General features: G+C 34.6%; 19 protein-coding genes, 5 tRNA genes and 2 pseudogenes. 14 read left to right on the top strand and 12 right to left on the bottom strand.

Translation table 11 applies throughout. From position 1 onward, the window contains the following. Positions 1 to 107: 107 nt before the first annotated feature. Positions 108 to 3,080, top strand: coding sequence for a glycoside hydrolase family 2 protein (locus ACNH59_RS10930; RefSeq protein ID WP_418262584.1), 2,973 nt, complete (start codon positions 108 to 110; stop codon positions 3,078 to 3,080). A gap of 549 nt (positions 3,081 to 3,629) precedes the next feature. Here ACNH59_RS10930 and ACNH59_RS10935 read toward each other — a convergent pair. The 4 genes from ACNH59_RS10935 to ACNH59_RS10950 form a co-directional block, all read right to left on the bottom strand. Then, positions 3,630 to 4,190 carry a DUF6642 family protein gene (locus tag ACNH59_RS10935; protein WP_418262585.1) on the bottom strand — a complete coding sequence of 187 codons (561 nt, stop codon included), beginning with the start codon at positions 4,188 to 4,190 and terminating at the stop codon, positions 3,630 to 3,632. A 185-nt stretch (positions 4,191 to 4,375) separates the two neighbouring features. Beyond that, positions 4,376 to 4,458, bottom strand: a tRNA-Leu gene (locus ACNH59_RS10940). Between the two features lie 41 nt (positions 4,459 to 4,499). After that, positions 4,500 to 4,572 (bottom strand) — tRNA-Lys (locus ACNH59_RS10945). A 39-nt stretch (positions 4,573 to 4,611) separates the two neighbouring features. Further along, positions 4,612 to 4,684 (bottom strand) — tRNA-Lys (locus ACNH59_RS10950). Between the two features lie 125 nt (positions 4,685 to 4,809). Here ACNH59_RS10950 and ACNH59_RS10955 point away from each other — a divergent pair. Continuing rightward, positions 4,810 to 5,328 carry a shikimate kinase gene (locus ACNH59_RS10955; RefSeq protein WP_418262586.1) on the top strand — a complete coding sequence of 173 codons (519 nt, stop codon included), beginning with the start codon at positions 4,810 to 4,812 and terminating at the stop codon, positions 5,326 to 5,328. A gap of 97 nt (positions 5,329 to 5,425) precedes the next feature. On the opposite strand, the gene ACNH59_RS10960 is transcribed toward ACNH59_RS10955, so the two are convergent. Together ACNH59_RS10960 and ACNH59_RS10965 are read right to left on the bottom strand one after the other, a co-directional pair. Further along, positions 5,426 to 5,923 carry a phosphoribosyltransferase family protein gene (locus tag ACNH59_RS10960; protein WP_418262587.1) on the bottom strand — a complete coding sequence of 166 codons (498 nt, stop codon included), beginning with the start codon at positions 5,921 to 5,923 and terminating at the stop codon, positions 5,426 to 5,428. Positions 5,924 to 5,977: 54 nt separating this feature from the next. Next, positions 5,978 to 6,367 (bottom strand): RNA-binding S4 domain-containing protein, encoded by a 390-nt coding sequence (locus tag ACNH59_RS10965; protein ID WP_418262588.1) that lies wholly within the window; start codon positions 6,365 to 6,367, stop codon positions 5,978 to 5,980. A gap of 79 nt (positions 6,368 to 6,446) precedes the next feature. On the opposite strand from ACNH59_RS10965, the gene ACNH59_RS10970 reads away from it, so the two are divergent. Beyond that, positions 6,447 to 7,523 (top strand): FKBP-type peptidyl-prolyl cis-trans isomerase, encoded by a 1,077-nt coding sequence (locus ACNH59_RS10970; RefSeq protein ID WP_418262589.1) that lies wholly within the window; start codon positions 6,447 to 6,449, stop codon positions 7,521 to 7,523. 566 nt (positions 7,524 to 8,089) lie between these two features. Beyond that, positions 8,090 to 8,236, top strand: coding sequence for a transposase (locus tag ACNH59_RS10975; RefSeq protein WP_418262590.1), 147 nt, complete (start codon positions 8,090 to 8,092; stop codon positions 8,234 to 8,236). A 119-nt stretch (positions 8,237 to 8,355) separates the two neighbouring features. Here the strand turns inward: ACNH59_RS10975 and ACNH59_RS10980 are convergent. The 4 genes and pseudogenes from ACNH59_RS10980 to ACNH59_RS10995 all read right to left on the bottom strand — a co-directional run bounded on the left by ACNH59_RS10980 (position 8,356) and on the right by ACNH59_RS10995 (position 11,310). Beyond that, positions 8,356 to 8,436: transfer RNA gene (locus tag ACNH59_RS10980), tRNA-Tyr, on the bottom strand. 181 nt (positions 8,437 to 8,617) lie between these two features. Then, positions 8,618 to 9,007, bottom strand: a pseudogene (locus tag ACNH59_RS10985) (peroxiredoxin family protein); the annotation flags it as partial. An 18-nt stretch (positions 9,008 to 9,025) separates the two neighbouring features. Beyond that, a complete protein-coding gene (locus tag ACNH59_RS10990; RefSeq protein ID WP_418262591.1) occupies positions 9,026 to 9,784 on the bottom strand; it encodes a DUF4369 domain-containing protein in 759 nt (252 codons plus the stop codon). A gap of 485 nt (positions 9,785 to 10,269) precedes the next feature. Then, complete coding sequence (locus ACNH59_RS10995) at positions 10,270 to 11,310, bottom strand: GntR family transcriptional regulator (protein WP_418262592.1); 1,041 nt, start codon at positions 11,308 to 11,310, stop codon at positions 10,270 to 10,272. 533 nt (positions 11,311 to 11,843) lie between these two features. On the opposite strand from ACNH59_RS10995, the gene rhaT reads away from it, so the two are divergent. From rhaT to ACNH59_RS11020, 5 genes are all read left to right on the top strand, one after another. After that, complete coding sequence (rhaT, locus tag ACNH59_RS11000; protein WP_418262559.1) at positions 11,844 to 12,893, top strand: L-rhamnose/proton symporter RhaT; 1,050 nt, start codon at positions 11,844 to 11,846, stop codon at positions 12,891 to 12,893. A 38-nt stretch (positions 12,894 to 12,931) separates the two neighbouring features. After that, positions 12,932 to 15,073: a bifunctional aldolase/short-chain dehydrogenase gene (locus tag ACNH59_RS11005; protein ID WP_418262560.1), complete on the top strand. Its 2,142-nt coding sequence runs from the start codon at positions 12,932 to 12,934 to the stop codon at positions 15,071 to 15,073. A gap of 198 nt (positions 15,074 to 15,271) precedes the next feature. Beyond that, positions 15,272 to 16,546, top strand: a complete 1,275-nt coding sequence (locus tag ACNH59_RS11010) for a TIM barrel protein (protein WP_418262561.1) — start codon at positions 15,272 to 15,274, stop codon at positions 16,544 to 16,546. 12 nt (positions 16,547 to 16,558) lie between these two features. Then, the gene (locus ACNH59_RS11015) at positions 16,559 to 17,917 is read left to right on the top strand and encodes an FGGY-family carbohydrate kinase (RefSeq protein ID WP_418262562.1); all 1,359 of its coding nucleotides are present in this window, start codon (positions 16,559 to 16,561) and stop codon (positions 17,915 to 17,917) included. Positions 17,918 to 18,077: 160 nt separating this feature from the next. Continuing rightward, positions 18,078 to 20,171, top strand: a complete 2,094-nt coding sequence (locus ACNH59_RS11020; RefSeq protein ID WP_418262593.1) for a TonB-dependent receptor — start codon at positions 18,078 to 18,080, stop codon at positions 20,169 to 20,171. 54 nt (positions 20,172 to 20,225) lie between these two features. On the opposite strand, the gene ACNH59_RS11025 is transcribed toward ACNH59_RS11020, so the two are convergent. After that, positions 20,226 to 20,299 (bottom strand) — tRNA-Arg (locus tag ACNH59_RS11025). Between the two features lie 94 nt (positions 20,300 to 20,393). Here ACNH59_RS11025 and ACNH59_RS11030 point away from each other — a divergent pair. Then, a complete protein-coding gene (locus ACNH59_RS11030) occupies positions 20,394 to 20,906 on the top strand; it encodes an adenine phosphoribosyltransferase (protein WP_418262594.1) in 513 nt (170 codons plus the stop codon). On the opposite strand, the gene ACNH59_RS11035 is transcribed toward ACNH59_RS11030, so the two are convergent. Next, positions 20,900 to 21,043, bottom strand: coding sequence for an SsrA-binding protein (locus ACNH59_RS11035; protein WP_418262595.1), 144 nt, complete (start codon positions 21,041 to 21,043; stop codon positions 20,900 to 20,902). The genes ACNH59_RS11030 and ACNH59_RS11035 overlap by 7 nt on opposite strands. A gap of 166 nt (positions 21,044 to 21,209) precedes the next feature. Between ACNH59_RS11035 and ACNH59_RS11040 the strand changes: the two genes are divergently transcribed. The 4 genes and pseudogenes from ACNH59_RS11040 to ACNH59_RS11055 all read left to right on the top strand — a co-directional run bounded on the left by ACNH59_RS11040 (position 21,210) and on the right by ACNH59_RS11055 (position 24,211). Further along, the gene (locus tag ACNH59_RS11040) at positions 21,210 to 21,857 is read left to right on the top strand and encodes a TatD family hydrolase (RefSeq protein ID WP_418262596.1); all 648 of its coding nucleotides are present in this window, start codon (positions 21,210 to 21,212) and stop codon (positions 21,855 to 21,857) included. 31 nt (positions 21,858 to 21,888) lie between these two features. Beyond that, a complete protein-coding gene (locus tag ACNH59_RS11045; protein ID WP_418262597.1) occupies positions 21,889 to 22,614 on the top strand; it encodes a ThiF family adenylyltransferase in 726 nt (241 codons plus the stop codon). 35 nt (positions 22,615 to 22,649) lie between these two features. After that, entirely contained in the window at positions 22,650 to 23,306 is a 657-nt protein-coding gene (locus ACNH59_RS11050; RefSeq protein ID WP_418262598.1) for an HAD family hydrolase, read from the top strand. 63 nt (positions 23,307 to 23,369) lie between these two features. Beyond that, positions 23,370 to 24,211, top strand: a pseudogene (locus tag ACNH59_RS11055) (DUF2911 domain-containing protein). Positions 24,212 to 24,230 lie beyond the last annotated feature (19 nt).

The following is a 24,230-nucleotide window of genomic DNA, read 5'->3' on the forward strand; positions in this document are numbered from 1 at the left end:
TGATGAATTATTTCTTTGCCGCGAAGCAGCACAATGCAGTACAGTTGTTTTGCTATAGATTCCTATTTTTAAAAATATTAAATAACACCCCTAGAATAAAACTAAAGATGAAAAAAGAAATTTTGTCAAATTTTAAATCCAAAATCAAACTATTTGTTAGTGTTGTTTTGGTCTTAACTGGATTTACGATTAATGCACAAGGCAATCGTACAAAATATAATTTTAATCCTGATTGGAAATTTATCAAGGATAATCCCAAAAATGCAGAATCTTTAGGTTTTAAAGATGCTTCATGGAGTACGATAAGTTGTCCACATACTTTTAATGACGTCGATACTTTTGACGATTATAGCTTGGGTGGACACCATGGCGAAAAAAACCAATGGAGAGGAACGGTTTGGTACCGTAAACATTTTAAACTTCCAGTTACTGATAAAGGAAAAAAAGTTTTTATCGAATTTGAATCGGTTCGTCAAATAGCAGATGTATATGTCAACGGCCATTTTGTAGGTCAAAATAGAACAGGGTTTATTCCTTTTGGGTACGATATTTCCAAGTACTTAAACTTTGGTAACCAAGAAAATATTATTGCGGTTAGAGTCAATAATGACCGTAAAAGTGATGACTTTAGAGACAATGATCCATTAGTGTGGAATCATGAACACTGGCATCCAACACATGGTGGAATTTATAGAAATGTGTTTTTACACGTAATGGATCCTGTGCATATCACTTTGCCTTTGTATGATAATTTGAAAACCGTAGGAACTTATGTTTATGCGGAAAATATCACCGAAAAAAATGCAGAAGTTACTATTACTGCCGAAACATTAAATGAATCTAACAAGTCTAAAAATATCACTTTTGAAGCTAAAATTATTGACGCAAAAGGCAAAGTTGTAGCGACTACCAAAGATACTAAAGAGATGAAAGCGGGAGAGAAATATACGTTCTCAACTAATACAAATGTTAGTAATCCAAATCGCTGGTACACCCGTAATCCTTATATGTACAAAGTACTGACGACTCTTAAAGAAGGAGATAAGGTGTTGGATACTTATGAAACGCCTCTTGGAATAAGAAGTTTTGAGTTTAATAAAGATACAGGTTTCCACAATAATGGAGAATATGCAAAACTGCACGGTTGGGGACAAAAACCAACCAACTCTTGGGCAGGTTTAGGCGCTGCATTACCAGATTGGTTGCGTGGTTTTACCTATCAATTAATGGATGAAGCAGGTGGGAATTTTATTCGTTGGGGACATTGCGCAGGTTCACCAGCTGAAATTAAAATGGGTGACGATTATGGTTTTGTAACCTTGATGCCAGGTGTTGCTGGAGAATCACAGGATGATGGAGAAACTTGGGATATTCGTATCGCAGCGTTTAGAGATATGATAGTTTACTACAGAAACCATCCATCAATTTTTATATGGGAAGGTGGTAACTGGGCAGAAACAGCGAAGCATTACGAACAAATTTTGGACGTAATCAATACCTACGATCCAAAAGGGAAACGCTTGATGGGAAATAGAAGAGCCGATGTTAAAAACGATTCTGAAAAATATGTTTCTATCGAAATCGGTACCGAAGGTTGGCAACGTGAGTATGCGCATTTACCCATTGTAGAAAGTGAATACATGCGTGATGAGGCACCAAGACGTAGTTGGGATAAAGAATCACCAGATGATAATTTTTATAGTCATCCTAACTTTTCTAAAAACACCTACCAAGTTAATTCTGAAGAGTTTGCTGTAAAACAAGCCGATCATTGGTGGAACAAAATGGGGAAAAAATCATACCATGTAGGTGGTGCCAACTGGGTGTTTTCAGACGGACCACACGGAGGTAGGAATCCAACAGAGGTTACTAGAGCCAGTGGTGAAGTTGACGGTGTTCGTTTGCCAAAAGAAGCTTTCTACGCTCTTAAATCGATGTGGAGACCAGAACCACAAGTGCATATTGTTGGTCATTGGAACTACACCAAGGAAACTAAAAAAGATATCTATGTAATATCTAATTGTACTGCGGTAAAATTATCTATAAATGGCAAACTAATAGGAACTGTTGATAAACCAGAAAACGGATATGTATTCAAGTTTCCAAAAGTAGCTTGGGAAGCTGGAGAGATCAAAGCAGAAGCTTTTGTTGCTGATAAAATGTTGGTAACACAATCTAAGAAGACTGTTGGAGAACCAGTTGCTATTAAGTTAACCTCTATGACTGGTCCAAAAGGATGGAGAGCAGATGGTTCTGATATTGCACTTATTGATTTTGAGGTGGTAGACAAAGACGGAAACCGTTGTCCATTAGACCATGATCGTGTTGATTTTACTATTTCTGGTCCCGGAATTTGGAGAGGTGGTTATAATAGTGGAAAAGAAAAAAGTACTAATAATTTGTACTTAGACACCGAATGTGGAATTAATCGTGTCGCTATTCGTTCGTTGCTTAAAGCTGGAACTGTAAAAATTACAGCGACAAGAAAAGGATTGAAACCAGCTTCAATTACTATCCAATCAAATGCTATTGCTCTCAAAGATGGATTGACCACAGAACTTCCTTTAGTTCCGGAGGTAGTTTTAGTGAAAGAGCCATTACCGGTGCATACTCCAGAGACTGTTGCTTATGAGCCAGGAGAAAGTACAAGAAGTAATTTGTTTACTAAATTCAGTTACACTGGTGACGGAAAAGCGATGTTGAGAACCGTATTGGATTGGGGTAAAAAAACCTATACAGATATGGAACATAATTATACCGTAATCCCAAGTTACCTGCGTGGTTCGGAATATGTCAGAACTCCAGATTCTGATAAAAAGTACTGGGCACGTGATCAATTGCAATTTATTGCGGGTACCGACATGGAAATTTATGTAGGACATGATGACCGTGTAAAACGACCAAACTTTTTGATCAAAGATTATGTAGATACAGGTGATGATATCAATTTAGGTGGAGTGATAATGTCCTTATTCAAACGTACTGCAAAAGCAGGTGAAAGTATCATTATGGCAGGAAATAGTGACGAACCTATCACGACTGATTGCCGTATGTATTTTGTAATTGGAAAGAAAAAGTAGTTGATGTAGGGGAAAAACGATACTGTCCCAGAAAGTATGTAAGTTTAAAAGTTCGGGCTTCGATTTTATAATCGAAGCCTTTTTTTGTTATTATAAAGCTATTTAAGGGTAATATAATCACTGCTTTATTAGCATTGTATATTGGTTTTTAAGCATGTGATTAAAATTCATTAAAGTTTTAGTATTCAATATGTAAGTAAAAAGATTGTAAATATTCTAGATTCCTATAAAATATTAATTCAGTAGTAGAACTATCTGTTCTCAGTTTTTTACCACAATTTTTAGTGAAGTAGATAGCAATAATCTTCTAGCTTTGTTGAGAGATATGATAAAATATTGAATTAATAATTCGGGGTAAGCAGTTGAGTTTTTACTATCATCTCCCACTTTTAGTCTAGAAGGTACTTTTTCGTTGCATGTAAAAAAAACTATGGGACAATTTTAGAGCCTTTTTCTTGTCAAAAAGTTTCTGTTTTTAGTAGTTGATTTAAAAAGGATTAAATCATTTTACAAACTTGATTTTATAGATTCAGTACTTTTTTTGAATTCTTAGTAATACAATCTAAAATCCAATAGTTTGCATAGGGCGTAGTTTTTTTCGTGTAGTTCTTCTACAATGCTAATCAAATCATCTTCGTCTTGACAAAGATTAAAAAAAGCATTATCGAGCATTTGACTAGGAAATTGTCGGTTTAGGGTTCCATATCCAGAAACGGCTCGAGCTCCCGTTACATCAAGGAAATATTGTGCTTCTTCCTCTGTTAAGTCAACGAGTTTGGTGTTGGCAAAATGAAGAATTTTTCCTTTCATCTTTCCTTCAAAAAGTTCGGCTATTTCTTCAAAGCTGTAATAATAGTTATTTAGGCATATATTGTTGGCACCTCCTGGCATGACCAAATAAATAATTTCGTAGTCTTTAAAGTGGTGGTCATCGTAGAGTAAGGCTTGCAGGCTTTCTTCCAGTCCTTCAATGGTGTCACAAGTTTTATGGATGCTTGTGATTCCTTGATGAAAAGCGATTTTCTCAAGGTTTTGGAGCACTTCAGTTGTGATTGCTATTTCTACGTCGGCTACAGCTTCCAGACAGAAGATAAATTTATCCTGATCCATTTTAGTTTGTTAATGGGGTTGGTTTTGCAAAAATAAGGGTTTGTAGAATGGGAACTTTAATTTATGAAAAAAAGATGTCACTAAAAAAAACGTCTTAAATTCTTTGTGATTTAAGACGTTTTTTCAACTTTCCTGACTTTGGGTCGCTAAAACCTTTGTAATCCTTTTAAAAATAAGGTTTTTTGTGACCATGGAGGGATTTGAACCCTCACGCCCTTGCGAGCACCACCCCCTCAAGATGGCGAGTCTACCGTTTCTCCACATGGCCTAAAAGTAAAAAAGGTCATTCGAAAAACGAACAACCTTTTGTGACCCGACTGGGGCTCGAACCCAGGACCCCATCATTAAAAGTGATGTGCTCTACCAACTGAGCTATCGAGTCAATGCATAAGAAAATAGTTTTGTTTTTGATCACCTTTTGTGACCCGACTGGGGCTCGAACCCAGGACCCCATCATTAAAAGTGATGTGCTCTACCAACTGAGCTATCGAGTCTTGCTATTTCCTTGTTGCGGGTGCAAATATAAGGACTTTATTTAGAGTTTTCCAAGAAAAATTGTTTTAAATTTGTCTTTTTTTCAATGTTTCTTTTAATTACTTAATTTGCAATGTTTTAAATTATGAGTAAAATAATATTATTGGGGTATATGGGTTGTGGGAAGTCAACAATTGCCAAATCTTTGTCCCAAAACCTTCAAATTCCTTTCATCGATTTAGATAATTATATCGAAGAAAGAGAGCAAATGGACATAAAAACTATTTTTGATACTAAAGGAGAGGTTTATTTTAGGAAAGTAGAACACCAATCTTTTTTAGAATTGCTTCATAAAGATGAAAATTGCATTATTGGTTTAGGTGGCGGGACACCTTGTTATGCTAATAATCACGAATTGTTAATAGGAGAGGGGAGGACCTCTATTTATCTTAAAGCGTCTATTGATACCTTATTTAATAGATTGGTCCTAGAAAAAGAGAAAAGACCTTTAATAGCAGGCAAAACAGATGAAGAAATGAAAGAGTTCATTGCAATTCATCTTTTTGAACGCAGTTACTTTTACAATAAAGCCCAATACACTGTATCAGTGGATCAATCTGTAGAGCAAATTGTAGCAGATATAAATAAGGTATTGAATAGCTAGTCTGTGAAAAAATACTATGAAGGCTCAAAATCACTATATATATGGTGATTTTGAGCCTTCGTAGTTGTATAGTTATAGTATATATGAAAAAATAAATTTAGTTTAAATAGGCGTAACTATCATTTTCGTCAAAAACTACATGTACATGCTCTAGTAATGAAGTGGAAAGGGAAATACCTTTAAAGTCTGCCTTTACAGGATATTTTTTATGGTTACGGTCCACTAGTACTGCGGTTTTGAATTTTTTCAAAGGCACATCTAGAAAGTGTCTTACAGCATATATGAGCGCAGTTCCTGAATTGAGTACATCATCCACCAAAATCAATCCTTTATTGCTATATTCTTCTTTGGTTAATGAAGTATGAATTGCTGATTCTGGTTTTTGCTTGTCTACTTGGACTTCGCACAACGATACTTTCAAAGTGGAAATGGTTTTTAGCTCTGCCGCAATTTTTTCAGCAAATACATAGCCGTTAGGAGCGATACCTGCCAAAACGACTTCTTCATTATCTACGAAGGTTTCATAAATTTGGTAAGCAATACGTTTGATTTTATGATTGATTTCTTGATGTGTAAGGATAATATTTTTGCTCATTTTAATTTGAGTTTGTTAGTTTTTTTTTCTTTTGTTAGCGTTTTTGTCTAGGTACTAGTTACTGTCTTCATCCTCATGGATGTCGTTTCCAAATTCGTCTATATCTCTACGGTCTTTTTTAGTTGGTCTTCCTGTGCCTGTTTTTCGATAATGATCTTTAGAAAGTTTTAATAGTTCAAGATGTTGATAGACTTCAGGAGCTGTATCATTGCGTCTGTAGATATCTACTAATTTAGCACCCACACGGCTTTCAGGAATGTCTAGAACGGTTATGGTTTGTGTAATTTGGTCCTTCCTAAAAGTGATAACATCAGTAGGGAAAACTTCTTTAGAAGCCTTAGCTACTTGACCATTTACGGTAATATGATTTTTTTTGCAAGCTTCCGTAACCATGTTGCGAGTCTTGTAGTATCTTACACACCATAAATATTTGTCTATTCGCATAATAATTGTAAAATCGGAGTTAAATAGTTTACAAAAATAAATCAATATTGTATCTTGCGCACTTAAAAAATCAGTTATAATGAACAAATTTAAGTTTTATTTTATTTTATCAATTACAACATTGTTACTATTTTCATGTTCGAAAGATGATAATTCATTTGTAGAGGTTCCATTGAGGGATTACCAAGTGCAGTTTACTCTTGAAAATCAAATGATTGAAGATTACTTAAGTACTCATTATTTTACTGTTGTCAATCAACCTGAGGAACAAACAGATCAGGATGTAACTATTGCTAAAATTGATAATAACCAACTTTCAATTATGTCTTATTTGGATAGTCCAACTTTTCCAAAGTTATTAAAAAGGGAGGTTAGTCTTCATGATATTAAATATACTGTGTATTATTTGGTTTTGAGAGAAGGTGTGGGGGAACAACCTACTAATGTTGATAATGTTTTAACGTCTTATAAAGGACATTATTTGTTTGAATCGACTGTTGATAATGTAAAAAGTGTAAATGCTACTTTTTTTGAGGAAGTTAAGTTTCCTCAGCAAATGTTTAATTTGTATAGTGATGTAATTAGAGGTTGGGGGGAAATTTTTCATAAATTCAAAACAGGTGAATACACGGAAGGTAAAAATGGACAGGTAAAGTATAGTGGTTTTGGAGCAGGTGTGATGTTTCTTCCTTCGGGATTGGGGTATTATGGCTCGGGAAGTTCGGCTATTCCTGCATATGCGCCACTGGTTTTTAGTTTTAAATTGTATGCTTTGCAAAGAGCAGATCAAGATGGTGACGGGATTCCTTCTTATCTTGAAGACTTAAATGGGGATTTTTATATGAATGATTATAGAAATACGTTTTCTTATCCAACTGCTATTGTTAATCCGGATGATACTGATGGTGATGGGATTCCTAACTTTTTAGATATTGATGATGATGGCGATGGGTATACAACGAAATTAGAAATCAAAAAACCAAACGGTCCTTCAAGTCTAGATGGTCCTAGTTTGTATTATCCTTACGACCCAATCCTTTCTGATCCTGTACAATCAACGGATGAAAAGAGAGGTATTCCTAACTATTTAGGGGATTATACAACTCCAAATCGTTTGCGATTGCATTTGGATAAAGATCATCATTTGATTCAATAATTATATTTATTAAATATTAAAGAAATGGAGGCTGTCTGAAAAGGATAGCCTCTTTTGCTTTGTAAAAGGTTTTTATTGTTTAAAAATACTTGAAAATATTGGAACGAATTGAGGGTTGATAAATCAATTAAAAAAACTTCAAGTGAATAGTTGGAAAGTGTGTATTTCATTAAGGGGAAAAGTGGTTATGTATTAGGTCTGAAAAAACTCCATTTATAGAACTTGTCAATCTGGAGTATCTGTTGTTTTACAATTAGTGAGGAGGTTTTTTGGGGTAAAATGAAGGTTTAGTTTAAATTATTATTTTTGGAACAATAAGGCTTCATTATATCTATTTGTAAAATAGCAGGAACTTGTTTTTGAAAATATGTTTAAAGAAAGTGGATGGGCATTAGTGGACTGTTGTTTGTGAAATGTGTATTGGTATTAATTTATTGAGATGATATTCATAAAGCATATAATCTAACACAAGGCTTACGCAATATCTTTGAAAACACGACTGGTAAGATAATTGCTTTTAATGTTATGGAAAAGTAAATCAATTAGGATTTAGGTCTTTCAATACAATGTCTCGAACCATAATCAATCATTATCAAAACATAGTAAACTATTTTGATGACAGAAGCACTAATGCTTCAGCGGAATCTTTCAACGCCAAAATAAAAGCTTTTAGAGCGCAATTTAGAGGAGTTAGAAACATTGTGAGTTGCTAGTAATATTTATGCGTAATTTTTCTCGCTCCACAGGTTTTAGGATTGATGCCACTTGATCCTTTTTTGAGACGGGACAATTTTAAAAATAAAAAAAGCTGCAATAATTGCAGCTTTTTTTGTGGGGAGAGCAGGATTCGAACCTGCGAAGTTTTCACAGCAGATTTACAGTCTGCCCTCGTTGGCCGCTTGAGTATCTCCCCATGACCAATGTGTGTTGCTTGTTGTTCTAAGCGGTTGCAAATATAAGAACAGTTTTGGTTTCTGCAAACTAATTTAGGCTTAATTTTGCGGCTATTTTGACTATTTTCTTTAAACTGTTGGTATTGAATAAAATAAAAAAATCTCCCTGAGGAGATTTTTTTAATATTGAATTAAGGAAGGCTACTTTTTATCTAAAAGTTCTATGACTTTAGCTCTAAGTGCATCTCCTCTCAAGTCTTTTGCGACAATATTTCCTGAAGCATCCAGTATAAATGTAGCTGGTATAGATTCTACTTTGTATTGTCTTGCAATTGGTTCGTCCCAAAACTTTAAATTAGAAACATGTGCCCAAGTTAATTTGTCTTTAGCTATTGCTTCTTTCCATTTTGCTTTGTCTTTGTCTAAAGAAACACCAATAATGTTAAGGCCTTTTGAGTGCAGTTCGTTATAAATTGCAACTACATTAGGATTTTCTTGTCTACAAGGAGCGCACCATGATGCCCAAAAATCCACAATTGTTACTTTTCCTAGATTTTCCTTCAGTGAAATTATTTTTCCTTCAGGATTAGGTCCAGAAAAATCTGTTCTTCATTTAGCTTCAGCTGCATTACCTGTTGGTGGAGTTGCTCCAACAGCAGGGTTTTTGATTTCGCCTAATCTAGTTTTTATAGCTTTACCAGGTTTTGTGTTTTTTAGAGACTCTTCAAAACTGTTGTAGATTGATTCTGCTTTTTTAACATCAGCACTAGGATCATTTAGCATTCCTTGGATAATTAGGGCACTAATAAGTGATTTAGGGTGCGTTTCAGCGTATCCAACATATTTAGCTTTAGAAGCATTTCCAACTTCTTCTTGGATTTTAGAAAATTCTTGCATCAAGCTATTGATAACTGCTGTATCTTTAGTTTGTTGAGCAGTATTCATTTTTTCCATATTTTGAGTTTGGAAATCCATTAATTTCTTTTGGATTCCTTTAATCTCTTCGTTGAATTTAACATACTCATCGTTGTTGTAAGTTCCAGAAACTTTAGCGTTTTGAATACTATCTTTATTTATAACGATTTTGATATCACCATTTTCTAATATAAACGGAACTTTACCTTGGATTCCTTCAATTTGTAAAGTATGGAAAGCAGGCTCTAGTGCTTTTCCTTCAAATACAAATTTACCATTTTCAACTTTTACAGTATCAATTGATTTTAATCCCATGCCACTTTCATCTTGTGTTTCAAGGATGATGGTTTTTCCGTTTTCCATTCCTTCAATAGTTCCAGAAACAGTATACTTATCTTTGTTACATGAAAATAATAAAAGAGAAGCAGATAGTAAAAAAAATATTTTTTTCATTACAATTAAATTAGTTATTATGTTAAGCCGACAAAAGTATTATAAAAATATAGAAGTCACTTAATATTAATGTCTAAATTTTTGTTATAGTTTTCTAATTTTAACATTAAGCTGGTTTTTTTGTTTAAAGACTAACTTTTTGTTAATAAAAGAATCCTTTTTTAAGAAAAAAATAGTGTATTAATAAAGTTGTTTTTAAGGATAATAGTGAAAATGGCTTCTCTAATGCCCAGAATCTAATTTTAGTATGTAAAAGAGCTTTAGAATTTGCAATTAGGAGCTTTTAAATTTTTTTGATGTGTTAGTGCTTTCAAAAAATAATGAATTTTGATCGCATTATTTTGAGTTTATTGTTATTAACAAAGCATTAAATAATAGTTTGATGTTGTGGATTTTGGATTGTAGAACGATCCAGTTAATTATAAATCAAGCTCTTTTAAAAGAGACCGCTTGAAACAGTATGCTTAAAATAATTGCTTTAAAATTTAAATGGAATTTCTGTCAATAAAATTAAAAGGAACTTTTACTTGTCCTTTTTCATTATTCAAAATCATTCGCGCTGCCGTTTCCCCCATTATGTTAAAATCAGTTGATATTACAGTGATTCCTAGCAAATCCTTTAACGGAGTATCATTATAGGAAATAACTCCAATGTCTTCCCCTAGAATATATTCTTCATCTCTGATTTGTTTGACCAAATTAACCAAATCTGATTCCTCGATAGTGATAAATAAATCCCCTCTTTTAAGAATCATATCATCATAAACCTCATTTAGGATTTCAAAGTTTATATCGAATTCAACACAAAACTTTCTAAAGCCATGTAAAATTCTTCGTGGATAAGGGTATACCGCTTTTTCAGGATAGATTAAGATGAGTCGTTTGTATTTTTGTATTTTAGAAAGTCCTTCTTTTAATGCATTGAATATATCGTTTTCAAAATCTTGATAAATCTTGATGATTTTGTCATCTGTATCCAATTTGATATTGTCCATTAGAACCAATTTATCTTTTGGAATTTTATTGATTGCTTTTGCTACTTCATTAGTAAAACTAAGGTGTTTTAAATCGTCATTCTTAAAATGTGTGGTAATGACATAATAATCATAAGCCCCTTCAAATTTATCCAACAAGTTTAAAAATAAAGTCTCATCACAATGATAAATATGTAGGTCTGTATGAGCATTTACCCCAATAGCGTTAATAAATGAATCATAAGTTTTCATTTTATAAGCACTCAGTTTATTAAATAAAAATAAGATATTGACTTTAGATACGAGTTTAGTTCTCGTAATATAATACCCTTTGCCTCTGATTGATGAAATTATTTTACGATCCTTTAAAATGTTGTATGCTTTTTCAACCGTATCTCTAGACAGATGAAATTCCTCGCTAAAGCTATTTATGGAAGGGATTTTTTGATTCATTTTTAAATTACCATTAACAATATTTTGCATAATAGAATCTACTATTTGCTTGTATTTAGGTATTCTGGAATCTTCATCTATTTTTATAAATTGAATCATGTTCATCAATGTCTTTATATATAAGGATGTTTTTTGAAATATTGTTTTCCCAAAAAATAGCCTAGAAAGAGAATTTAAGAATATTGTAGTTTCTTTTCAATAAAAAAAAATCAAATAAGTTTTATCAAAAACATAATCAATTGCCAAATATAAATTTAAAAATCGTTTTCAATACCGTTTTTCTATTTTATTTTTTTCAAAATCATAGTTCATTTTTTTATCAATTATTAGGATGTCTCTATAAAGTATATTTCTAAAAGAAGTCTTTTATCTCTCTATTAATTATGATTATCACCGTAGATTCAGGTGTTTTATTTTAGAAAAAAAATAACGTAATTGCCTAATTTTAAGTTAGTTATGTAGTTTAGTTGGTTTGTTGGAAATAAGCGTTAAACTAAAGGGAAAAGTGTTTTTTTTAATTTTTATGTAAAAAATAACGATTTACAAGGATAGTACAGGACAGTTTTTCTTTTAGTATTCTCTTATTTTACAAAACTATTTTAACTATTAACCTTCTAATTCAAATTTAATTTATGGAATCAATACTCGGTCTTCTTTTTCACTCCATCGGAGGATTTTCTTCAGGGAGTTTTTACATGCCTTTCAAAAAAGTCAAAGGATGGGCTTGGGAAAGTTATTGGATTGTAGGAGGTTTTTTCTCATGGTTAATAGTACCACCGATTGCGGCTTATTTAACGATTCCAAATTTTGTTGAAATTATTCAAGATGCTTTACCAGCGGTAAAAGCAGTTACTTATTTGATGGGATTAATCTGGGGTGTTGGAGGATTGACTTATGGTCTAGGTGTTCGTTACCTAGGGATGTCATTAGGAAACTCAATAACTTTAGGTTTTTGTTCCGCTTTTGGAGCCTTAGTGCCTTCTATATATTATAATTTTTACCCAACCGAAGGGAAGATTTCCTTTACCGATATGTTATCCACTACAGGAGGGCAATTAGTTTTATTTGGTGTATTTATCTGTATTATGGGTATTGCGGTTTCGGGAAAAGCCGGAATGCTGAAAGAAAAAGATTTCGCTACAGGTCATGAAGACAAAGACAAAGATTTCGACCTTGTGAAGGGATTGATTATTGCTACGATTTCAGGGATATTAAGTTCTTTTTTCAATTACGGAATCGAAGCAGGAAAACCAATGGCTGATGCGGCTGTTGAGTTAGGATCGAATCCGTTGTTTCAAAACAATGTGACCTATATCGTCTTGATGTGGGGAGGATTAACGACCAACTTTATCTGGTGTATGTTTTTAAACTTTAGAAATAGTACTTATTCTGACTATACCAACAAGCAAACACCAATTACTAAAAACGTTTTGTTTTCAGGCTTGGCAGGTACGATGTGGTTCTTACAATTTTTCTTTTACGGAATGGGGGAGAGCAAACTAGGAAATGGAGCAAGTTCATGGATTTTACACATGGCGACCATTATATTAACGGCCAATTTTTGGGGGTTCTATTTGAACGAATGGAAAGGCGTTTCGCAGAAAACCTTTAGAACTTTCCTTTTCGGAATCGGATTGATTCTGGCCTCGATTGTGTTAGTTGGAATTGGGAATTCACTATAAAAAACACCTTAATACAGTATTCATATAAAATTAAAACGATGTCAAATACAAATTCAAATACAATGACTTTTAAACATGTAAGCTACCTATGGGATGATGCTAAAGCTGCTGAACTAGCAGGAGATGAAGTAGCATTATTTATCTATCGCTCTAATTTATTAGGAGCCGATTTAAGATTAACAAACTACGGAGGAGGAAATACTTCTGTAAAAATTACGGACAAAGACCCATTAACAGGGGCTGAAACAGAAGTAATGTGGATTAAAGGTTCAGGTGGAGACATCGGTACATTGACAAAATCAGGTTGTGCAGCCCTTTATTTAGAAAGACTACGTAACTTAGAAAATGTATACAGAGGCATCGAATTTGAAGATGAGATGGTAGAATTGTTCAACCACTGTATTTTTGATTTAGCTTCCAAAGCACCTTCTATTGATACACCATTACACGGATTTTTACCATTTGCACACATTGATCACTTGCATCCAGATGCTGCTATTGCGATTGCAGCAGCCAAAGACGGAGCAAAAATCACCGAAGAATTATTCAACGGAGAGATTGGATGGGTAGGATGGCAACGTCCAGGTTTCGATTTAGGTTTGCAAATGCGTGCTTGCCTTGAAGAAGCTGAAAAGAAAGGGAAAAAATTAAAAGGAGTAATGTTGGGTTCTCATGGTTTGTTTACTTGGGGAGATACGGCTTACGAAAGTTATATCAACACGCTTGAGGTAATCGAGAAATGTGCTGAATTTTTAGAGTCAAACTACGGTAAAAAACGTGCTATTTTTGGAGGTCAAAAAATAGAAAGCCTAGAAGTAGAAGCTCGTAAATTACAAGCGGCTAAAGTAGCGCCAATCTTGAGAGGTTTCTGTTCTTCTGAACGTAAAATGATTGGTCACTATACAGATGATGCAAGAGTTTTAGAATTCATCAATTCAAATGATTTAGAGAAATTAGCACCTCTAGGAACTTCTTGTCCGGATCACTTTTTGAGAACTAAAATCAGTCCATTAGTAATCGAATTGGCACCAAACGAAGATTTATCAGATGTGGATGCTATCAAAGCCAAGTTAACCCCTGCTTTTGAGGCTTACCGTAAAATGTATGCTGATTATTACGATACTTGCAAAAAATCAAACTCACCAGCAATGCGTGATCCAAACCCAGTGGTTATTTTATACCCAGGAGTTGGTATGTTTACTTTTGCAAAAGACAAAACGATGGCTCGTTTGGCATCAGAATATTACATCAATGCGGTAAACGTAATGAAAGGTGCTGAAGCCGTTTCAGAATACACTTCATTGCCACGTCAAGAAGCATTTGATATCGAATACTGGTTGTTAGAAGAAGCAAAATTACAACGTATGCCAAAACCTAAAGCCTTATCAGGAAGAATCGCCTTGATTACCGGTTCTGCAGGAGGAATTGGAAAAGCTATCGCTAAGAAATTTGCTGAAGAAGGAGCTTGTGTAGTGATTAATGATATCAACGAAGAGCGTTTGAACGATGCTACAGCTGATTTTATCAAGACTTTTGGTAAAGATGCTATCTCCAGTACTTTGTTGAATGTAACCGATACCGATAGTACAGTTAGTGCATTAGATGCTGCTTGTTTAGCCTTTGGTGGAGCAGATATTATAGTAAACAACGCAGGAATTAGTATTTCAAAATCAATCGCTGAACATTCATTAGAGGAGTGGGATAGATTGTACGATATTTTAGTTAAAGGACAATTTATTGTTTCTAAAGCGGGTATTGAAGTAATGCGTAAACAAGGATTTGGTGGAGACATCGTAAACATCGTCTCTAAAAATGCAGTAGTGGCAGGACCAAACAATCCTGGATACGGATCGGCTAAAGCTGCTCAAGCACATTTAACTCGTTTGATGGCTGCAGAAGTAGGTGCTGATAAAATCCGTGTGAATACGGTAAACCCTGATGCTGTAATCTCTGATTCTAACATTTGGTCAGGTGGATGGGCTGAAGGACGTGCTAAAGCGTATGGTATTACTGTGGCTGAATTGCCAGCCTACTATGCCAAACGTACTTTATTAAATGAAATTATATTGCCAGACGATATTGCTAATGCATGTTATGCTTTTGTTGGAGGTTTATTAGGTAAATCTACAGGAAATGCACTTAATGTAGATGGTGGTGTATCTATGGGCTTTTATAGATAAGATTAGTTAGTTTTTTAGTTTGTTTAGTTTTTTGGTTAGAACTAGATAGTTTTTTGGTAATCTAACGTTCGATTCTTCGGACGTTAGGTTTTTTTAGCCTAAAAAGTAAACGGATTGAAGCTAAAGAGTTAAAATTAATTCATTGTAAAATCAAGAGTTTTTAGTGTACATTAGAGACTCACTTAAAAAATAAATGTTATGTTAATTGGAAAAAATAATATTGAAGCTCACAATGATGAGTTGTTCAAATCACATAAAAATAAATTGGTTTTCACAGCATCTGAGATTGCTGAATCAGAAAATATCATTGCAAAATTAATCGATTTCCAAATCGCCATTCCATCATGGGCATTGGGAACAGGAGGAACACGTTTTGGTCGTTTCGCTGGAGGTGGAGAGCCCCGTTCATTAGAAGAAAAAATCGAAGATGTAGGTTTGCTACATGCTTTAAATAATTCTTCAGGAGCGATTTCATTACACATTCCTTGGGATATTCCAAGCAATCATAATGCAATTAAAGCTTTAGCAGCACAACACGGTTTGAAATTTGACGCTGTGAACTCTAACACTTTTCAAGACCAACCAGGTAGTGAGTACTCTTACAAATACGGTTCATTACAAAATGTAAACAAAGCCGTTCGTAAACAAGCGATACAACACAATATCGAAGTGATTCAACAAGGGGTAGAATTAGGTTCTGATTCGTTAACCGTTTGGTTGGCAGATGGATCTTGTTTTCCAGGACAATTGAATTTCCGTAAAGCTTATGAAAATACTTTAGAGAGTTTACAAGAGATATATGCAGCCTTGCCATCAAACTGGAAATTATTTTTGGAATACAAAGGGTATGAGCCCAACTTCTATTCTACTACAGTAGCTGATTGGGGACAGTCTTATTCTTATGTGAAAAAATTAGGAGATCAAGCCAAAACATTAGTTGACTTAGGACACCACCTTCCAAATGCTAATATTGAGCAAATCGTTGCTTTATTATTAATGGAGGATAAATTAGGAGGTTTCCACTTCAATGACTCTAAATACGGAGATGACGATTTAACAGCAGGTGCTTTAAAACCATACCAATTGTTCTTAATCTTCAACGAATTAGTAGAAGGAATGGACGCAAGAGGAATGAATCACGCCACAGACTTAGGTTGGATGATTGATGCATCTCACAACGTAAAAGACCCGTTAGAAGATTTATTGCAATCGGTAGAAGCGATCATGATTGCTTATGCACAAGCACTTTCAGTGGATAGAAAAGCATTGGAAATTGCACAAAACGAGAATGACGTTGTCAAAGCACAAGAAATTTTACAAGCGGCTTACCGTACTGATGTTCGTGCCTTAGTTGCCGAGGCGCGTTTGCGTGCTGGAGCGGCTATTAATCCAGTAGGATTGTACCGTCAATTTGGTGTTCGTGAGGGTTTAATTGCTGAAAGAGGACTAAAAACCGTAGCTACAGGCTTATAAAAAACAGCAAAAATGAATGTAGTTGCAATCTTTGATATTGGCAAAACAAACAAAAAAGTATTCTTATTTGATGAGAGTTATCATATTGTTTGGGAAAAATCGGTAAACTTTGAAGAAACAGTAGATGAAGATGGTTTTCCCTGTGAAGACATTGATTTACTTCGAAACTGGATTTTGGATCGAATGGCCGAAATCAAACAATTAAAGGATTACGTACTCAAAGCGATTAATTTTAGTACCTATGGAGCGAGTTTTGTATATGTGGATGAAAATGGGCAACCATTAACTCCTTTGTACAATTACTTAAAAGAGTATCCAGAAGCGCTAAAGAATCAATTTTACAATAATTACAAAGGGGAAGAAAAATTTGCAGTAAAAACAGCTTCCCCTGTTTTAGGAAGTTTGAATTCGGGCATGCAGATTTACAGGCTCAAAGAAGAACAACCAGAATTGTTTGCTCAAGTGAAATACTGTTTGCACTTGCCACAGTATTTGAGTTCGTTGTTTTCAAATGAATATTTTACTGACATTACCAGCATTGGTTGTCATACCAATTTGTGGAATTTCAAAAAAATGAAATACCATAAATGGTTGAAGAAAGAAAATATTCTCGATAAAATCGCCCCCTTGCATTATGGGAAAGATGTTGTCATCAACAAAGAAGGATTGGCAGTAGGAGCAGGTTTACACGATAGTTCCTCGGCTATGATTCCCTACACGATTAACTTTACAGAGCCTTTTGTATTGTTGTCCACAGGAACTTGGAGTATTTCCTTGAATCCGTTTAACAACAAGCAACTGACTTTTGAAGAATTGCAAAACGATTGTTTGTGTTATCTGCAGTATACCGAGCGACCTGTAAAGGCAGCGCGATTGTTTTCGGGTAACGAGCATGAGATTCAAGCCAAGCGGTTGTCAGAACATTTTAAAGTACCTTTTGATAGTTTTAAAACGGTATTTTATGATAAAGAGATAATCAACAAACTAAGGTCTGAAAATAAAAAGCAAAAGAGTATAGCGGATGCAAGTACCCTTTTAAAAGAATGTGCCTTTGCAACACGTCATCTTTCTGATTATGAAAGTTATGAAATTGCCTATCATCAATTGATGATGGATTTGGTAGATCAACAAGTGGTCTCGACCAATTTGGTGATTCATAACAGTCCTGTGAAAAAGATATTTGTAGACGGTGGATTTAGTAAAAACACTATTTTTATGAATCTATTGGCTGAAGTCTATCCGCAAATGGAAGTGTATGCCGCTTCTATGGCGCAAGCCAGCGCTTTGGGGGCTGCCTTAGCCATTCATGAGAATTGGAATCCAAACCCAATTCAAAACGACTTAATCGACTTGAAATTTTACAAACATTAATTTCGTCAAAAAAAATATAGAAAAGCCTCAAATGAAAATTTGGGGCTTTTTTTGTGCCCTCCTTTAGTTTGAAGGGAAACTATTGGGATTTATCAGTGAAATTGAAAATAAAAAGATAAATTTGAAAACACGATAATTTATTTCAATGACCAATATCAGAATGATAGTAAATTTTAAAAGCTTCAAAGGGTTCACTGCTCTTTATGTTTTATTTTCCTCTACTATCGTTTTGGGACAAATTAAAAAAGATACTATTTCATTGTCGGAATTAGTGTTATTGCGTTCCCCTATTCAGAATACTATTCAAAATGCTGCAGCTGCCGTTTCAATTATAAGTGAAAGCGAATTGCGGCAAAATGATGGTTTGATTGTCACATCTATTTTGAATAAAATCCCTGGAGTGTATATGCAGCAAGGGGCATTGAATACCAACCGAATCACCATAAGAGGAGTAGGTGCTCGAACCCAATATGGTACCAGTCGCATAAAAGCTTATTTTGAAGATATTCCGCTTTCTACAGTAGAAGGAGAAACGGTTTTAGAAGATATTGATTTGGAAGCTATCGGGAGAATCGAAATTATCAAAGGTCCCAATGCGAGTAGCTTTGGAGCGGGTTTGGGTGGTGTCATAAGTTTAAGTGCCAAAAAATCGCAAGAGGAAAGGTTTTATCTAAAATCGGCTGCTACTTATGGGAGTTTTGGTTTATGGAAACAGGTTTTGTCTACAGGTTTTAATAATGCTGGAACCTCAATATTTCTGAATTATAATCATCTGAAACAAGACGGATATCGCGATAATAGCAATTACGATAGACAATCTATGAATCTGTTTGGGAAACATCAGTTTTCAGTAAATACTACGCTTTCCTTTTTCGGGATTAATACTAGATTAAAGGCTTTTATTCCAAGTTCTATCAATGAAACAAGTTTTAGAACTAATCCTAAAGCGGCAGCTTCCAGTTGGTTGGCGGCCCAAGGATTTGAATCTTATGATAAGTTACAGACAGGAATTAGTTTCGAGCATCAATTTTCAAACCATTGGACAACGACTCTTAGTCTTTTTGGAACGGTTCAAGAGGCTTTTGAGGCACGACCTTTTGATATACTAGAGGATGATTTAAAATCCATTGGTTTTCGTGCCAATACCAAGTATCAAACATCAGTATGGGATAAGCCTATAGTTTTCTGTATTGGTACCGAATATCTAACGGAGGGATATGACTATTCGCTGTTTAAAAATTTATATGCCTCTAATCCTGGACAAGGAACTGTTCAAGGAGATCGTTTTGCTGCTTTTGAACAAAATAGAGGCTATTGGAATGGATTTGTTCAAATGGAAATGGAGCTTTCAAATAAACTCCACTTGGAATCAGGTCTCGCTTTTAACTCCACGCATTACAATCAAGAGGCTGTTTTTGAAAATAATGGAAACCCTAAGGAATATTATACTTTCGGCACGATTTGGTCGCCTAGATTAGGTCTTTCTTACGAATGGAGTAGTGGTAATAATATCTATGCTTCCCTAAGTAAAGGTTTTTCAGTGCCAACCGTTGCAGAAACCTTAACTGCTGACCGAAAAATCAATAAGGGCATCCAAGCTGAAATAGGTCTTAATTATGAAGTAGGGTATAAAGGAAACTTTTGGAACAAGAAACTATATACCGAATTCATTCTTTATACTATGCAAATCAAAAATTTGCTTGTGGCTCAGCGCGTTTCCGAAGACCAATATGTTGGGTTTAATGCAGGGGAGGTTTTGCACCCTGGGCTGGAGTTTTTGTTAAATTACAAATATGTATTAGATGGTGACAATCAAATTACACCCTATTTTTCGGGTTCGGTTAATCGTTTTAGATTTCAAAATTTTGTAGACAAGGATACTGACTTTTCAGGCAACCTATTGCCAGGAGTTCCAAATTCGCAATTCAACCTTGGATTGGAATATAGGAATGCACTAGGCTTTGTATTCAATATGTCGTATCGCAATACAGCAAAGCGGTTTCTAGAGGACGCTAATTCAAAAGAAATTAACGGATACCAACTCTTGGATGCTAAGTTGCAATACGAATTTATGATCGTTAAAAATATCAAGCTAGAATTGAATGTAGGTGCTCAAAATATAGGCAACGAAAAGTATGCTGCCAGCGTATTGCCTAATGCTGTTGCCTTTGGAAATGCACTTCCTCGGTATTATTATCCAGGGAATCCAAGAAATTATTATGGAGGGATTGCAGCTACGTATTTGTTTGATTAAATGGAGGGGTAGTAAGCAAAAAAAAGCTCCAAATTTTCATTTGGAGCTTTTTAGTGACCTCGACTGGATTCAAACCAGTAACCTTCTGAGCCGTAATCAGATGCGCTATTCAGTTGCGCCACGAGGCCATTTTTGCAAGTGTTATAATAACTTGATTGCGGGTGCAAATATAAAGATAAATGTGTAATTTGCAAGCCTAAATTTGAATTAAAATAAAAAAAAATGTCAATCAAGAATTATATACGTGATATTCAGGATTTTCCGAAAGAAGGAATTTTGTTCAAAGACATCACTCCTTTACTTTTAGACTCAAAAGCAACTCAAGAATCGTTAAAAATCTTATCTGATTCCTTGCAAGGACAGCAGATTGATAAGGTAGTAGGGACTGAAAGCCGTGGGTTTTTGTTCGGAATTTTATTGGCGCAAGAATTAAAGGCGGGTTTCGTACCTGTTCGGAAACCTAATAAGTTGCCTTTTGATACCCTTTCGGCATCTTATGCTTTAGAATATGGAACGGATACATTAGAAATTCATAAAGACGCGATTCAAAAGGGAGATCGAGTATTAATACATGATGATGTTTTGGCTACAGGTGGAACTGCTAAAGCCGTTTGTGAATTGGTAGAACAATTAGGAGGAGAAATTGTTCAGTTGAATTTCTTAATGGAAATTAGCTTTTTGAAAGGTAGAGCACAATTCCCTGATAAAAAAGTATTCGCTGCAATCACCTACTGATTGATGGCTCTGGTAGTAACGTAGTAGCGATAACCAATTAAGGCTAATTGCCATTTTTTTGCTTTGGTCAAGTCTAAACCTTTTTTGGTAAAACTGGGTAAAAGAAGTTTGTTGAGTTGTGCTAGTATTTTGAACATCTTTTTTTTGACAAAGGTATTGCTTTTTAGGTTTTGATGTTTTCGTTATACATTGAAAATGTTCTCTTTGTGTCTTTCCTAGTTTTATACTATTTTTGCAAAATAAAAACTAAGAAAGGCTTCTTTTATGCCAATTTCTATACACTAGTGGATCTTTTGAAAATTAATGAAGTATTTCAACTTACATACACATCATTTTACCAATCAATCGGATATTCTCGAGTTGGTGAATCAGTATCCTTGGGAATTTAATCAAGATTTTTCGGTGTTTTCAATTGGGATTCATCCTTGGTATATTAAAGAAGAACGACTGGATTCCGACTTGGAATTTATTAAAGTAAAACTACAAGATGGTAATTGTTTGGCACTGGGAGAGTGTGGTTTAGATAAAAGAATAGAGATTTCAATGGAATTGCAACAAACTGTTTTTGAAAAACAATTGGTATTGGCTCAACAATTTCAAAAGCCTGTTGTTATTCATTGTGTAGCGGCATTTGATGAGTTGCTAGCGGCCAAGAAAAAAATGGGTATTACAGTACCTGTTATCATTCACGGTTTTTCTAAAAGCGCACAATTAGCTAAACAATTAATCGATAACGGCTGTTATCTTTCGTTTGGGAAATACCTGTTGAGGAACCCCGAATTGGAATCGGTATTTAAGGGTATTCCTAATAATCGATTTTTTCTTGAAACCGATACAATTGCCGAAAGCTTAGAAGAAGTATATGCTTTGGCAGCTAAATTTAAAAATATAACAGTGACGGAGTTACAACAATTTATTACAATAAATTATAAAACCGTTTTTAATCAATAAATCAAATACTGAATTAATAATACACATTATTATGGCAGAGTGGACAGAGAGAGCTGAGCTTTTATTTAAAAAAGAAGGATTAGAAAAATTACAAAAATCCCATGTGTTAGTTGTTGGGTTAGGTGGAGTAGGTTCTTTTGCTGCCGAATTTTTGGCTAGGGCAGGAGTAGGAAATATGACTATTGTTGATGGCGATGTGGTGGATATCACTAACGTCAATAGACAATTACCAGCGTTACATTCTACGGTGGGGCAACCTAAAATTGATATCGTTGGAAATCGATTAATGGATATTAATCCAGAATTAAAGTTGGTTAGAGTTCAAGAATTTCTTTCGCCTGAACGAGCTTATGAGTTGGTTTCCAGGGAGTACGACTATGTTTTGGATTGTATCGATAGCATCACTCCTAAATTGAACTTAATCGTCGGTGCTAAGAAAAAAGGAGTTAAAATTATTTCGAATATGGGAGCTGGAGGAAAGATGGTTGCCAGCAAAGTAGTCGTTAAAGATATCAGTAAAACGGATGTTTGCCCATTAGCGAAAGTGGTACGTAAGCGTTTGAAGAAAATGGGAGTGAGTAAAGGAGTTAAAGCTGTTTTTTCTATTGAAAAACCAGATTATGATAGTGTAAAAAAGACTGATGGTTCTAACTTTAAGAAATCATTTTACGGTACCAATAGTTATATGCCAGGTTTATTTGGTTTACATGCCGCAGAAACTGTAATTCGTTTTTTACTGTCGGATACTAAAAACTAAAAATATAAATTAGCGTCAAGCTGAAAATCAATTAAATGATACAAACAATAATTTTTGATATGGATGGTGTAATTGTGGATACAGAACCTGTACACCGTTATGCTTATTTTCAACATTACAAAGAATTAGGAATCGATGTTTCTGAGGAATTATATACTACTTTTACGGGACTTTCTACACGAAATACCTATCAAAAATTAAAAGATAAGTTTGGTCTTGATGGTGAGGTTGAAGAGATGATTTTAAGAAAAAGAGCCTTGTTCAATGATGCCTTTGACACGAAAGAAGATTTGCAGCTTTTGGATGGGGTAGAAGCATTAATCAAAGACTTTCATCAAAACGGAATGCAGTTAATCTTGGCTTCATCTGCTTCTAAAGTGACGATTGAGAGAGTGTTTACTAGATTCAATTTACATCCATTTTTTACTCATATTGTAAGTGGTGAAGATTTTCCTCAGTCTAAGCCTGATCCCGCAATTTTCTTGCATGCAGCTTCACTTTCTGTAGCGCCAAAAGAAAACTGTATTGTAATTGAAGACAGTACCAATGGTGTAAGAGCCGCAAAAGCTGCAGGCATTTATTGTGTAGGTTACAAAAGTATTCATTCTAAGGATCAAAATTTAGATTTGGCTGACCGCGTCATTGCTCATTTTGACGAATTAAATCATAGTACTGTTTCTCAATTGGTTTAGGGATTCTTTAACAGCCAAACGATTTTGTATTTCGTACTTTTGAAAAATAAAAAAATAGTAGATATGAAAAATATATGGATAGCCTTTGTACTTGTTTTATCACAGTTTACAATTGAGGCTCAAATTAAAACGCCACAACAAAGTCCTAAAGCTGTAATCAATCAACAAGTAGGACTTACAGATGTTGAAGTGGTTTACAACAGACCTTCTGCAAGAGGTAGAAATGTGTATGGTAATTTAGTTCCTTTTGGGAAACTGTGGCGCACAGGTGCCAATGAAAATACCGTGATAAGTTTTAGTGATGACGTAGTCATAGACGGGAAAACATTGCCAAAAGGGAAATATGCTTTATACACCATTCCTAATATTCAATCATGGGATGTCATTTTTTATAAAACTACTGACAACTGGGGAACTCCTAAGGTTTTTGACGAGGCTAATGTGGCTTTAAAAGCGAAAGCGAGAGAAATTGCACTGCCGCAATCTATAGAAACTTTTACAATTGGTATTAATGCCTTAGACAGCAATTCGGCCAATCTTGATTTGGCTTGGGAACATTCTTATGTGTCTTTAAAATTTGAAGTTCCTACACAAAAAAAGCTATGACAAGTATCGAAAAAGTACTGTCTGGACCTACTGGAGCCGATTATTATTCGGCAGCACAATATTATTATCAGTCGAATGCTGATATTGTTAAAAGCGAAAACTATATTGATAAAGCATTGGAATTAACTCCTGAAAAACCTTTCTTTTACCTGCGTTTAAAAGCATTGATTCAAGCCAAAAAAGGCGATCGTAATAGCGCTATTGAAACCGCAAAATTATCAATGGAAGCTGCTGAAAAAGCAGGAAATCAAGATTATGTGAAGCTAAACAAAGACAGCATTAACGAATGGAGTAAGTAATTGACGAAATTCATAAATA

It is taken from the genome of Flavobacterium faecale (genome assembly GCF_048320115.1).
Taxonomy (GTDB): domain Bacteria; phylum Bacteroidota; class Bacteroidia; order Flavobacteriales; family Flavobacteriaceae; genus Flavobacterium; species Flavobacterium faecale_A.

Excerpts from the sequence above, each read along its gene's own strand:
- ACNH59_RS10930 (WP_418262584.1), top strand. The coding sequence starts at position 108 with ATGAAAAAAGAAATTTTGTCAAATTTTAAATCCAAAATCAAACTATTT.
- ACNH59_RS10935 (WP_418262585.1), bottom strand. The coding sequence starts at position 4,190 with ATGGATCAGGATAAATTTATCTTCTGTCTGGAAGCTGTAGCCGACGTA.
- ACNH59_RS10955 (WP_418262586.1), top strand. The coding sequence starts at position 4,810 with ATGAGTAAAATAATATTATTGGGGTATATGGGTTGTGGGAAGTCAACA.
- ACNH59_RS10960 (WP_418262587.1), bottom strand. The coding sequence starts at position 5,923 with ATGAGCAAAAATATTATCCTTACACATCAAGAAATCAATCATAAAATC.
- ACNH59_RS10965 (WP_418262588.1), bottom strand. The coding sequence starts at position 6,367 with ATGCGAATAGACAAATATTTATGGTGTGTAAGATACTACAAGACTCGC.
- ACNH59_RS10970 (WP_418262589.1), top strand. The coding sequence starts at position 6,447 with ATGAACAAATTTAAGTTTTATTTTATTTTATCAATTACAACATTGTTA.
- ACNH59_RS10975 (WP_418262590.1), top strand. The coding sequence starts at position 8,090 with ATGTCTCGAACCATAATCAATCATTATCAAAACATAGTAAACTATTTT.
- ACNH59_RS10990 (WP_418262591.1), bottom strand. The coding sequence starts at position 9,784 with ATGAAAAAAATATTTTTTTTACTATCTGCTTCTCTTTTATTATTTTCA.
- ACNH59_RS10995 (WP_418262592.1), bottom strand. The coding sequence starts at position 11,310 with ATGATTCAATTTATAAAAATAGATGAAGATTCCAGAATACCTAAATAC.
- rhaT (WP_418262559.1), top strand. The coding sequence starts at position 11,844 with ATGGAATCAATACTCGGTCTTCTTTTTCACTCCATCGGAGGATTTTCT.
- ACNH59_RS11005 (WP_418262560.1), top strand. The coding sequence starts at position 12,932 with ATGTCAAATACAAATTCAAATACAATGACTTTTAAACATGTAAGCTAC.
- ACNH59_RS11010 (WP_418262561.1), top strand. The coding sequence starts at position 15,272 with ATGTTAATTGGAAAAAATAATATTGAAGCTCACAATGATGAGTTGTTC.
- ACNH59_RS11015 (WP_418262562.1), top strand. The coding sequence starts at position 16,559 with ATGAATGTAGTTGCAATCTTTGATATTGGCAAAACAAACAAAAAAGTA.
- ACNH59_RS11020 (WP_418262593.1), top strand. The coding sequence starts at position 18,078 with ATGATAGTAAATTTTAAAAGCTTCAAAGGGTTCACTGCTCTTTATGTT.
- ACNH59_RS11030 (WP_418262594.1), top strand. The coding sequence starts at position 20,394 with ATGTCAATCAAGAATTATATACGTGATATTCAGGATTTTCCGAAAGAA.
- ACNH59_RS11035 (WP_418262595.1), bottom strand. The coding sequence starts at position 21,043 with ATGTTCAAAATACTAGCACAACTCAACAAACTTCTTTTACCCAGTTTT.
- ACNH59_RS11040 (WP_418262596.1), top strand. The coding sequence starts at position 21,210 with ATGAAGTATTTCAACTTACATACACATCATTTTACCAATCAATCGGAT.
- ACNH59_RS11045 (WP_418262597.1), top strand. The coding sequence starts at position 21,889 with ATGGCAGAGTGGACAGAGAGAGCTGAGCTTTTATTTAAAAAAGAAGGA.
- ACNH59_RS11050 (WP_418262598.1), top strand. The coding sequence starts at position 22,650 with ATGATACAAACAATAATTTTTGATATGGATGGTGTAATTGTGGATACA.